General features: G+C 36.5%; 10 protein-coding genes. 9 read left to right on the forward strand and 1 reads right to left on the reverse strand.

Annotation, left to right across the window (positions count from 1 at the left end; translation table 11 throughout):
* Positions 1-182 precede the first annotated feature (182 nt).
* From recA to era, 5 genes are all read left to right on the forward strand, one after another.
* Entirely contained in the window at positions 183-1,211 is a 1,029-nt protein-coding gene (gene recA / locus Bandiella_RS02600; protein ID WP_323733257.1) for a recombinase RecA, read from the forward strand.
* Positions 1,204-3,897: a pyruvate, phosphate dikinase gene (gene ppdK / locus Bandiella_RS02605; RefSeq protein WP_323733258.1), complete on the forward strand. Its 2,694-nt coding sequence runs from the start codon at positions 1,204-1,206 to the stop codon at positions 3,895-3,897. Before recA ends, ppdK begins: the two co-directional genes overlap by 8 nt.
* A gap of 123 nt (positions 3,898-4,020) precedes the next feature.
* The gene (gene lepB / locus Bandiella_RS02610) at positions 4,021-4,755 is read left to right on the forward strand and encodes a signal peptidase I (RefSeq protein ID WP_323733259.1); all 735 of its coding nucleotides are present in this window, start codon (positions 4,021-4,023) and stop codon (positions 4,753-4,755) included.
* A 13-nt stretch (positions 4,756-4,768) separates the two neighbouring features.
* Positions 4,769-5,434 carry a ribonuclease III gene (rnc, locus tag Bandiella_RS02615; RefSeq protein ID WP_323733260.1) on the forward strand — a complete coding sequence of 222 codons (666 nt, stop codon included), beginning with the start codon at positions 4,769-4,771 and terminating at the stop codon, positions 5,432-5,434.
* Positions 5,427-6,287 carry a GTPase Era gene (gene era, locus Bandiella_RS02620; protein WP_323733261.1) on the forward strand — a complete coding sequence of 287 codons (861 nt, stop codon included), beginning with the start codon at positions 5,427-5,429 and terminating at the stop codon, positions 6,285-6,287. Before rnc ends, era begins: the two co-directional genes overlap by 8 nt.
* Positions 6,288-6,506: 219 nt before the next feature.
* On the opposite strand, the gene Bandiella_RS02625 is transcribed toward era, so the two are convergent.
* The gene (locus Bandiella_RS02625; protein WP_323733262.1) at positions 6,507-7,745 is read right to left on the reverse strand and encodes a bifunctional folylpolyglutamate synthase/dihydrofolate synthase; all 1,239 of its coding nucleotides are present in this window, start codon (positions 7,743-7,745) and stop codon (positions 6,507-6,509) included.
* Between the two features lie 134 nt (positions 7,746-7,879).
* Between Bandiella_RS02625 and kdsA the strand changes: the two genes are divergently transcribed.
* The 4 genes from kdsA to dnaX all read left to right on the forward strand — a co-directional run bounded on the left by kdsA (position 7,880) and on the right by dnaX (position 12,015).
* Entirely contained in the window at positions 7,880-8,716 is an 837-nt protein-coding gene (gene kdsA, locus Bandiella_RS02630; protein WP_323733263.1) for a 3-deoxy-8-phosphooctulonate synthase, read from the forward strand.
* 5 nt (positions 8,717-8,721) lie between these two features.
* Positions 8,722-9,192 (forward strand): SsrA-binding protein SmpB, encoded by a 471-nt coding sequence (gene smpB / locus Bandiella_RS02635; RefSeq protein WP_323733264.1) that lies wholly within the window; start codon positions 8,722-8,724, stop codon positions 9,190-9,192.
* A 282-nt stretch (positions 9,193-9,474) separates the two neighbouring features.
* Positions 9,475-10,179 (forward strand): IS6 family transposase, encoded by a 705-nt coding sequence (locus tag Bandiella_RS02640; RefSeq protein WP_323732571.1) that lies wholly within the window; start codon positions 9,475-9,477, stop codon positions 10,177-10,179.
* Between the two features lie 270 nt (positions 10,180-10,449).
* Positions 10,450-12,015 carry a DNA polymerase III subunit gamma/tau gene (gene dnaX, locus Bandiella_RS02645; protein ID WP_323733265.1) on the forward strand — a complete coding sequence of 522 codons (1,566 nt, stop codon included), beginning with the start codon at positions 10,450-10,452 and terminating at the stop codon, positions 12,013-12,015.
* The last annotated feature ends 15 nt before the right edge of the window (positions 12,016-12,030 follow it).

Raw genomic sequence — 12,030 nt, forward strand, 5'->3', positions numbered from 1 at the left:
ACATCTTATAGGCGAAAATTTTTGCGCAATAAATACTCCTTTTATACTTGTCGCTAATGCTCCTAGCTCTCTTTGCAATACCTATCGCCTATAAATTAATCGTTGGGATAAAAGTAGTTGCAACTATTTATACTTTCTCTATAATCTTCCGAATTGGGTAACAACACAAAAATTTCATATTCATGGATAAGGAAAAAGCGTTAACAGCTGCGTTAAGCCAAATTGAAAAAGCATACGGCAAAGGTGCGGTAATGAAACTGGGAGAGACCGATGTTCAAGACATAGAGGTGATACCATCGGGTTCTTTAGGACTTGACATAGCTCTTGGAGTAGGTGGATACCCCAAAGGCAGAGTGATTGAAATATTCGGCCCTGAAAGCTCTGGAAAAACAACGCTCACACTGCACGCCATAGCAGAATGCCAAAAAAATGGGGGTACCTGTGCTTTTATAGACGTGGAACATGCTTTTGATAGAGGATATGCGAAAAAACTGGGAGTTCAAGTTGACAAACTAATATTGTCACAACCAGATTTCGGTGAACAAGCGCTTGAAATAGCCGATACTTTAATTCGTTCTGGAGCAGTGGATTTGATAATAGTGGACAGTGTTGCAGCATTGGTCCCTAAGGCAGAGATAGAAGGGGAGATGGGCGACAGTCACATGGGCCTTCAAGCAAGGTTGATGAGCCAGGCTCTACGTAAATTGACTGCGAATGTTTCCAAGACCAATACTGTACTGATTTTTATTAACCAGATACGCATGAAGATTGGAGTTATGTTTGGTAATCCTGAGACAACAACCGGTGGAAATGCCTTAAAATTTTATGCATCAGTCAGGCTTGAGATAAGAAGGATTGGCTCCATAAAAGATAAAGAAGAAGTAACTGGTAACCATACTAGGATTAAAATAGTTAAAAACAAAGTATCCCCTCCTTTCAAAGTGATTGACGTTGACATCATGTATGGTGAGGGAGTTTCCAAAGAAGGTGAGTTGGTCGATTTAGGATCAGCTTTGGATGTGATTAATAAGTCCGGAGCTTGGTATTCTTATAATGACAAGAAAATTGGACAAGGCAAGGAAAATGTAAAAACCTTCTTAAGAGAAAATCCTGAAATTTCTGAAGAAATAAAAACGAAAATACTACAAATGAAGGATATAAATCCGAAAAAACTAGATGAGATTTCTATAGAAGTAGCAGACAATGAATAAACAAAATTTCGCCAAAAAGTATGTGTATAATTTTGGCGCAGTAACAGAAGGTGACGACAGTGTAAGGCATGTATTAGGCAATAAAGGGGCGGGGCTTGCCCAAATGTGCAAAATCCAAATTCCGGTCCCGCCTGGTTTTACAATATCCACAGAGGCTTGTAATGAATATGCCCAAAACTCAAATAGCCTACCAAATCATGTAAAATCCCAGGTCAAATCCGCTCTTGAGTTATTAGAAACTGAAACACGTCTTAAGCTAGGCGATGCTAACACTCCGCTACTCGTTTCGGTTAGATCAGGAGCACAAATATCAATGCCAGGAATGATGGAAACAATCCTTAATCTTGGACTTAATGACATAACAGTAGAAGGGCTAGCTAGGAGCACCAACAACCCAAAATTTGCATATGACTGCTACAGAAGATACATAGAGATGTACAGCCATGTGGTGTTAAAAATAGACAAAATAAAATTTGAAAACACCTTCCACAACAGAAAAAACTTGCTTGACATCAAAGAAGACTGTGATTTATCCGTTGATGATATCAAAATGGTTATCTCCGAATATAAAGACATAGTAAAAGTTGCTTCAGGAAAAAGCTTCCCGCAGGACATAGAAGAGCAGCTATGGATGGCAATCGCGGCTGTGTTTCAATCCTGGAACACTCCACGTGCCGTTAAGTACAGAGAAATATACGGCATCACTGATAATTTGGGTACGGCGGTTAATGTCCAGACTATGGTCTTTGGCAATAAAGGCAACAACAGCGCCACAGGTGTAACATTCACCAGAAATCCATCAACCGGAGAAAAGGAAATATTTGGGGAATTTCTTATAAATGCACAAGGTGAAGACATAGTGTCTGGCGTAAAAACACCAAACCCAATAAATATAAGTTCAAAAGAACCAGACCTAAACAACGTTCCTTCCATGGAAGAATTGATGCCTCAAGCTTATGGGGAACTAAAAAATATATTGCAAAAACTGGAACGTCATTACAATGATATGCAGGACGTAGAATTCACCGTGGAAGAAGGTAAATGTTGGATTTTGCAAACAAGATCAGGGAAACGTACGGCAACTGCAGCTATTAGGATTGCAATAGACATGCTAAATGAGGGAATCTTGAATAAAAACCAGGTTCTAAATTCTATAGAACCAAATCTCGTTGAAAAGATATTACATCCTAATTTAGATCCAAAAGCGTTAAAAACTTTACTAACCAAAGGTTTACCAGCTTCGCCAGGAGCTGCCTCTGGTAAAATAGCTTTGTCATCCGAACGTGCAGAGACCATGGCACGCAACGACAATGTAATTTTGGTGAGAAACGAGACCAGCCCCGAAGATATAGGTGGTATAGACGCATCTTCTGGTGTTTTGACCGGAAGAGGAGGTATGACTTCTCACGCCGCAGTTGTTGCAAGGGGCATGGGGAAACCATGCATCACAGGAGCATCTGAGATTTTGGTCAACACTAAAACTAACACTTTGAAAATCAATGATGCAGTCCTATCAGAAGGTGACTACATAACAATCAATGGAGCAACTGGCGAAGTGTTTTTAGGTTCGGTCGCAACAATTCAACCAAAATTGGATGGATATTTTAAAGACTTGGTTACAATTGCAGAATCGGTCGCCCTCCTTAAGGTGATGGCTAATGCAGAAACCATAAAAGATGCACAAACTGCAAAATCATTCGGTGCTGAAGGAATAGGGCTTTGCAGAACAGAACATATGTTTTTCCAGACTGATAGGATCAACATTTTTAGAAAGATGATCTTATCCAACAATAAAAGCAGTCGTATCAGCATATTAAATGAGCTTCTTCCATTTCAACAGGACGATTTCTATCAACTGTTTAAAATAATGGATGGGTTGCCAGTCACTATCAGACTTTTAGACCCACCGTTGCACGAATTTTTACCAGATGGAGAACAGGAGCTGTTGCATATCAGCAAATCAATGTCCATAAGTTTGCAAAATGTACAGGACAGTGCAAATATGCTGAAAGAGGTTAATCCAATGTTGGGGCATAGAGGCTGCAGACTTGCAATTACCTACCCCGAGATATATCAAATGCAGGTTAAAGCCATTTTAAAAGCAGCATACGATGTTAAACATGAGGGAATCAATGTGATACCAGAAATTATGGTACCACTTGTTATGAATGGTATTGAGTTTTTAAAAATGAAAAAGCTTATCATTGATACAGCGGAAGAGCTTGAAAAAGAGTTAGGTGTAAAAATAGACTATAAAATTGGCAGTATGATAGAGCTTCCCGCTGCAGCAATAAATGCTGGAGAAATAGCAAAAGAAGCAGACTTTATCAGTTTTGGCACAAACGATTTGACCCAAACTGTTTTGGGAATATCCAGAGATGACGCTGGTAAATTCCTTCGAGAATATATGGATAAAGATATTTTCAAAAAAGATCCATTTTCATCGATTGATCAAAAAACTGTGGGAAAACTTCTAACTATGGCTGTTTTGGAAAGCAGAAAGTCTAATCCTAAAATAAAAATAGGGATTTGCGGTGAACACGCAGGAGACCCAAATTCAATAGAGTTTTTCGACAGCATAAAAGTGGATTATGTTTCGTGTTCCCCTTTCAGAATTCCCGTTGCAAAAGTTGCTGTTGGAAAATACGGTTCTGTCGCATCTGTGAAAATTCAGTGCAAAAAGTGAAAAGTGAAAATTTCAAAGTGCGGAAAATCGGGAGTTAAAAATTCTTAATTTTTACTTTTTATTTCAAAAATTAACAGATGCGACAGAACCGAAAATACTGCCTCAAGAACAACACATAAGCATATGAAAACTTTTTTTACATACAAAAAATTAAAGGAGTTGTTTAATTCCCTTATTTTCGCATTTGTATTTGCATTTTTATTCCAGACCTTCCTATACCAGCCATTTAAGATTCCCTCTCGTTCTATGGAGCCAAATTTAATGATTGGAGATTACTTATTTGTTGAAAAATTTGCATATGGTTATAGCAACAGCTCTCTTTCTTTCTGGTTGAACCGTTTTGATATTTTTCCTCAAACTTTTTTTTATAACAAGCCTAAAAGAGGTGATGTGATTGTCTTTTTATTACCAAGGGATCACTCACTCCATTATATAAAAAGGTTGATTGGTTTGCCCGGAGATGAAATTCAGGTGAAGAAGGGACAGCTATATATAAATGGTGTTCCCACAGCAATAGAACGCATAGACACACAAAAAACTGCAGATACTGATGGCAGAGATATATTTCAAGAAACTTTACCAAACAACATAAGTTATAAGGTATATATTGCACGAAATAGTGATAAGTCAACAATGCCCAATGATACACCTATTTACAAAGTACCTCAGGACCATTATTTCTTTATGGGAGACAACAGGGATAACTCAATTGATAGCAGATATCTAAACGACGTTGGATTTGTCCCCGTTGGTAATGTCCTCGGGAAGGCTAAATTTGTATATTGGTCTTCTGATTTTTCAATTTGGGATATGGTTACAAAGTTTAAAACAGACAGAGCTTTTAAACTGATTAATTAGTTTTTGCATGAAATTGGAGGATTATAAATTTAAGGACCAAACGCTGTTAAACTTAGCTTTAACTCATTCCAGTGCAGCAAATAAGCAAAAAGAAAATGGTGCAAGTAATGAAAGGCTTGAGTTCTTAGGAGATAGTATTTTAAATGCTATACTTGCGGAAACTGTATATAATAAATTCAAAGATTATTCAGAAGGCGAGCTTTCTATTATTCTTGCAAATTTAGTCAATGCGAAAACTTTGACTAAAATTGCAATAGAACTTGATCTTGCACAGCAAATTGTTTTGGATAATGGTGAAGAAAGGTGTGGAGGTAGAGCAAACCCTAAAACTCTTGAAAATGTATTAGAAGCAGTAATTGCTGCAATATATCTGGACAGCAACTTTGACACCGTGAAAGACGTAGTGAACCAGTGGTGGTCTAAATTTTTCTTAGAGCCAAAAAAGCTTTTTCAGAAAGACTATAAAACAAAATTGCAGGAATATGTGCAAAAAAAATATAAAGTTTTGCCATCTTATAAAACCAATTCTGTGTCCGGCGCTGCTCACAACCCTACTTTTACAGTATGTGTAGCCCTAAAGGGTTATCCCAGAATAACAGCCCAAGGAAGAACAAAAAAAGAAGCAGAACAAGAAGCTGCTTATAAAATGCTAGAATATATAAAGTTACAATATGAATAAAAAAACTGGATACGTATGTTTTTTAGGGGCTCCTAACTCAGGTAAGTCAACTTTATTTAATGCTCTTTTGAATCAAAAAATATCAATAGTAACCCATAAAGTACATACTACAAGGGATAACATCCAAGGCATCATCACGGAAGACAATACACAGCTAATCGTTATAGACACTCCAGGATTTTTAAAATCGCCAAAATTCAAGTTGGAAAAAGCCATTGCAAAAAAAGCTTTGCAAGAAGTTAATAACGTGGATTTTATTTGCATTTTAATAGACGCAGCAAAAAAGAACTGCCTTGAAAATCCGCTCCTTGATCGCAGTTATTTCCAACCAAAACAAGACCCTATACTCATCCTAAACAAAATAGACTTAATTAGGGAAAAGGAGAAACTATTATTGCTTGCAGAAGAGGCAAAAAACAAAGGTTTTAATCATATATTCATGATTTCTGCTTTAAACAACAAAGGGGTAAAAGCACTAAAGAGTTACTTAATTGACAATTGCCCTGTTGGGGAATGGCATTACGATGAGGACGCAATTACCAATAGAAACATGGAGCAGTTGGCAGAAGACATAACGATGGAACAGTTATACAAACTCTTAAACGAGGAAATCCCTTATTCTCTTAAAGTTGAAACAGAATCCTGGGAAGAAAAGGAAAATGAAATTACAATACACCAAGTAATCACCGTCCTAAAAGATAATCAGAAAAAAATCATTTTGGGCAGTAAAGGGGAGCAAATCAAAAAAATTGGAATTTTAGCAAAAGCTTCTATATACAGATTAACAAACAAAGCAGTCAGTTTATATTTGTTTGTAAAAGTGCGTGAAAACTGGATGGACCACATAAATTAAACGTTAATAAAATTTAATGCTATCCAACTGTATATTTTTAATTTAGCGGAGTATACTCCGATAACTTGAAAAATTGGCCTCAAAATACTTCGGATTTCGCATAACGTTTAGGTACATATGTACGCGCCTCATGCTCATCGCTTGTATTCCTAGCTCTTTTCCAAGTTCTCTTTCGTCTATAAATTTGCCAACCCTTGATTTACTAGAGGTATATATTAGTTAGTTGCGCATTAGGTTCAATACGTCACCCATCAAGTATAAAGAGCCGCATATCAAAATTCTAACCGCCCTGCCCTTTGATAATTCACCACACTTTTGCATTGCCTCAGTTAATGAATCGCATTCTGTTGCTTTGATACCTAATTTTTTAGCTGCCATTTCGATTTTTTTGGGACTTTCGGAATAAGGTTCCCATTCTATAGGTACTGCAAATACATGCTCAACTTTATCTTCAAAGCACATTAAAAAACCAATTATATCCCGATCTTTGCTCCTGCCATTGATTAAAAAAGTTGGCATTGGTGGTAGAGTGCTCAAAGTAGCAGCAATCATCTGAGCACCTGCAACATTATGAGCTCCATCAAGCCATATTTCAGAGTTCTTAGGTAATAATGAAATAAAAGCCCCGCTTTTGATCTCCTGCATTCTTGCAGGCCAATATGCCTTTAATAAACCTGTTTTTATATCATCATTGCTGATAGCAAACTGACCGCTGATACTTTTTACTGCAGCAATTGCAGTGGAAGCATTAACTATCTGGTGTATTCCTTTAAGACTTGGCATCGGAAAATTAAACTCTTCCCCTTTTAATAACTCTAAAAATAAAAATCCATCGTTTATTTTTGCAAAATTCCAATCTCTTTGCCAAGCATAGCTTATAGTTTTTTTCTTCTCACATTTTTGAATAAGAAAATCTAATACCTCGCTTTCCTGCCAACTGATAACACACGTTGAGTTATTTTTTATTATGCCTGCTTTTTCATTGGCTATCTCTAATAATGATTCACCAAGAAATTCCATGTGGTCATAAGATATTGGAGTTATTATACTTAATAATACATTTTCCATAACATTGGTTGCATCAAGTCTCCCGCCAAGACCTGTCTCAACCAACATAACATCTGCTTTGATTCTTGAAAAAGCCAAAAATGCCGCAGCAGTTGTGGCCTCAAAAAAAGTGAGATTCAGATCATCTCCAACCACCCTGCATTCTTCCATAATTCCAAATAACTGCCCATCAGATATTTTCTCATTTGCAAGGATTATCCTCTCGTTAAACCTTATAAGATGTGGGGACGTGTATTGATGCACTTTATATCCTGCTGCAGTAAATATCGCCTTTAAAAATGCGATTGTAGAACCTTTGCCATTTGTGCCCGCCACATGGATTATGGGTGGTAATTTTTTGTGGGGATTTTCAAGCCTTCTAAGTATTTCATACATTCTATCTAATTTCAAATCGACCAAAATTTTGCCAAAAGGTTTTGGCCAGTGCGGCATATATACCATATATAGATAGTCAAAATAGATTGAGATAATAATCAATTTAGCATACAATCTGCTCTATATAAATTTCTTAATAAAAAAGTTTTGTGAAAAAATTCAAACATATCACAGTTGGGGATATTAAAATTTCCAATGATCTGCCAGTTGTACTCATTGCAGGCCCATGCCAGATAGAGTCTCGAGAACATACACTGCATATGGCAGCAACTATCAAAGAAATAGCACAAAAACACAATATGAAGTTTGTTTTCAAGAGCTCATTTGATAAAGCAAATAGAACGTCAATCAATGGCAAAAGAGGAGTTGGGCTAGAGGCATCCATCCCAATATTTCAAGAAGTGAAAGAAAAAATAAAGTGCCCAATACTAACAGATGTTCACTCACAAGAACAATGCGCAAAAATCGCAGAAGTGGCAGACATATTACAGATCCCCGCATTTTTGTGTAGGCAAACAGATTTGTTGTCTGCTGCAGCAAAAACTGGCAAGGTCGTGAATGTTAAGAAGGGACAGTTTTTGGCCCCCTGGGATGTGAAGAATATCGTAAAAAAGCTAGAGTCTACTGCGAATGAACAAATTATGTTGACAGAGCGTGGAGTATCATTCGGATATAACACATTGGTTAACGATATGCGTGGCTTGGAAATAATGAAGGAAACAGGTTATCCCGTTGTGTTTGATGCAACCCATTCGGTCCAACAACCAGGCGGGCAAGGATTGCAAAGCGGTGGGCAAAGAGAGTTCATCAAACCACTTGCAAGAGCGGCAACAGCAATTGGGATCGCCGCTTTGTTCATAGAAACTCATCAAGACCCAAATAACGCACCAAGTGATGGACCTTGCATGCTCCCGCTTAGCGAATTAAACCAATTACTTAAAGAGGTGCGTGAATTTGATCTGATAGCCAAAAAATTTATTAGCTAACTAAAATGCGAAATGTTGATAAGGAAATTAGAATGATTGCCCAAAACAAACGTGCGTATCACGACTATTTTATAGAAGAAGAGATAGAGGCAGGCATTGTTTTAAAAGGTACTGAAGTAAAGTCATTAAGATGCTCTAAAGCCAGCATAGCTGAATCCTATGCAGATAATATAGGAGAGGAGATATTTTTGTTAGGTGCGACAATTCAGGAATATAGCAAGGCAAGGATTTTCAATCACTATCCAAAAAGGCAACGCAAGCTGTTATTGCATAAAAGAGAACTAAAAAGATTGATCGGATTAATAAAACGCAGGGGCTATACATTAATTCCATTGACTTTATATTTTAATAAGAGAAACATAGCAAAGGTATCACTAGGACTTGCAAAGGGAAAGAAAAACTACGATAAACGAGAAGCGATCAAGCAAAAAGATTGGGATAGAACAAAATCAAGGATGATGAAAACCTATCAATAATTTTTGATATAAAAAACAAGAATAGCGCCCCCTTTATCACGACGAATACCTCAAGTCAAATCAAGAATTGAAAAATGTATAGACGGCAGATAACTTCAAAAGAGGATGTTATAAGGAGTGTGTAAGAATAATCAACAAAATGCTTATCCAAAATATTTTGAGACCAATTTTGAAGTTAGCGAATTATATGCCATTGAATTATGCGAAAAAATTGGGTTCTGTCGCATCTGTTGAAACACATAAGAATTTTTGATATTCTGAAAGAAATAGTTGCTGGTAATAATGTTTAAAGTAGACCCAAAATTAATGAAGTATTTTAAGAACCATGAATATGGCGCAGAAATCATTATGGTATCGCTGTATATGAAAGGAAGATATTCTTTAAGTTACAGAGAGATAGAAGAGATAGGCGGGTTGAGAGGACTCAACATAGATCACGCCACTCTACAAAGATGGGTAGTAAAGTTTATGCCAATACTTGAAGGAAGATTCAGAAAAAGAAAAAAGCCAGTCAACGGCAGCTGGAGAATGGACGAGACATATATCAAGGTTAAAGGTAAATGGGTCTATTTGTATAGAGCAGTTGATAAATACGGGGATACCATAGATTTTATGCTAAGAGCAAAAAGAGATAAAAGGGCAGCTAAAGCGTTTTTCAGGAAAGCAATTAAATCTAGTGGCCAGCCTATAAAGGTTAATATAGATAAAAGTGGCTCTAATACTTCTGCTTTGAATTCGATCAATAAGCCATTATCTAAAGAAGACCAAATAGAAATTAGGCATAACAAATATCTAAACAATAGGATAGAAGGCGATCACAGATTTGTAAAGAAACGAACTAGACCGATGCTTGGTTTCAAATCCTTTAGAAGTGCCGCCAGGACTATTGCAGGAATAGAGCTCTTGCACATGATTAAAAAAGGACAACTTGCTGACAATGACAATTATAATTCTGACTTTGATAAATTTCTTTCACTAACTGCTTAATGGAAAAATATACAAATAATTTGAAAGTTTTTGCATCATATTACAGATGCGACAGAGCCTTCATCTAAGCTTGTCCCTATTTGCAAATGTTTGCCGTAAATTACTATTTCCATACACACCACCATTGATTTTATTATTTCGGATACCCATACGTCAATGCTAGCTAATTAAAATTATGATATCAATGTTTTTATTTTATTTGGGTAATTTTTTATGGTATCTTGATCAACGTTTATGTGATTAAAGTTTATGAATTAAATGCAGGACCAGTTGTTTGGAGATAGTGGAGAAAAAAAATTAGAGTATAGGGTATTAGCAAGAAAATATAGACCCAGAGTCTTTAAAGACCTAATTGCACAAGAACATGTTGTGCGGATAATAGAAAATTCCATTAAAAACAATAAAATTCACCATGCTTACGTACTTACTGGCATCAGGGGGGTTGGCAAAACAACATTTGCAAGGATTTTAGCCAAGGCATTGAACTGCGCTGGTCAAGGTGATGTGAATCCTGTGATTGAGCCTTGCTTACAATGCTCTAATTGTATGGCTATTGAAGAAAGTAGACACCAAGACGTCATAGAAATAGATGCGGCCAGTAATACTGGTGTTGGTGATATACGAGAGATTATAGAAAATGCAAAATACAGACCAATTATAGCAAGATATAAGGTATATATAATCGATGAGGTTCACATGCTTTCAAATAGCGCGTTCAATGCATTATTGAAGACATTGGAAGAGCCTCCAGAACACGTTAAGTTTGTTTTGGCTACCACTGAAATAAAAAAGATACCACTCACTGTTATATCCAGGTGTCAGAGATTGGATTTGTACAGGTTCACGCTCACCTATTTGGCAGAACATCTAGTTAAGACGGCAAAAAAAGAAGGGTATACTTTGGCGGATGGTGCTGCCAAATTATTGGCAAAAGCAGCACAAGGTTCTGCAAGAGACGGTTTGTCTTTATTGGATCAAGCAATGCTTGTTTCTGAAGGGGTAAACATAGAGCTAAGTTCAGTAACTAATATGTTGGGGATGGTTAGCCTTGAGTATATTTATGACATTTTTAATGCAATCATCGATGGAGATGTGAAAAAACCCCTGGGAATTGTAAAAAACTTATATGAAAAAGGTGCTGAGCCAAGCATGATACTGCAGGAGCTTATTGAGATTACACATAAGGCATCTTTATGCAAAATAGGTGATATGAAAGAGTTGATATTATCTGACTATGAGCTTGCTAACTGTAAAAATTTATCTGAGAGGCTATCCGTAGTTACGTTATCAAGGCTGTGGCAGATGTTTAATAAGTCCCTGGTTGAGATGAAATCAAGTCATAATGAGTTTTACACCCTTGAGATGACCATTATTAGAATTGTTTATGCCAACCTCTTAATCTCGCCTGAAGATATTTTAAAAGACCTTGGAAAAAACAGCGATTATCAACCACAAGAAGAAGTAAAAAAAAAACGTGATTTTCAAACAATAGATGATTTGTTCGCCATACTTGAGGAGAAAATGGAAATGATGTTGTGCCACACAATAAAACACGATCTTTTTATCGTGGAATTTAAAATGGGGTATATGAAGATTGATGCAAGTAATAGCTTACAATATAATAAACAAGAGCTGTTAAAGAAATTAAAGGCTGCAACTGGAATTGACTGGGTTATAGAAAGTAATAATCTTGAACCTGGTATAAATTATGGGCAAGAGGAAGATAAGAGAATTAAAGCAAAAAAAGACCATATAAAAAACAATTCATTGGTGAAAGAAATACTTAAAAGCTTTCCAGAAACTGAAATTAGTGATATTAGACTAACAAACGAATAGCAACAAATACCTGGT

Origin of the sequence: Candidatus Bandiella woodruffii, assembly GCF_034359465.1 — a bacterium.
In the GTDB taxonomy this organism is placed as follows: domain Bacteria; phylum Pseudomonadota; class Alphaproteobacteria; order Rickettsiales; family Midichloriaceae; genus NDG2.

Coding starts and splice junctions, on each gene's coding strand:
- recA (WP_323733257.1), top strand. CDS start 183: ATGGATAAGGAAAAAGCGTTAACAGCTGCGTTAAGCCAAATTGAAAAA.
- ppdK (WP_323733258.1), top strand. CDS start 1,204: ATGAATAAACAAAATTTCGCCAAAAAGTATGTGTATAATTTTGGCGCA.
- lepB (WP_323733259.1), top strand. CDS start 4,021: ATGAAAACTTTTTTTACATACAAAAAATTAAAGGAGTTGTTTAATTCC.
- era (WP_323733261.1), top strand. CDS start 5,427: ATGAATAAAAAAACTGGATACGTATGTTTTTTAGGGGCTCCTAACTCA.
- smpB (WP_323733264.1), top strand. CDS start 8,722: ATGCGAAATGTTGATAAGGAAATTAGAATGATTGCCCAAAACAAACGT.
- Bandiella_RS02640 (WP_323732571.1), top strand. CDS start 9,475: ATGTTTAAAGTAGACCCAAAATTAATGAAGTATTTTAAGAACCATGAA.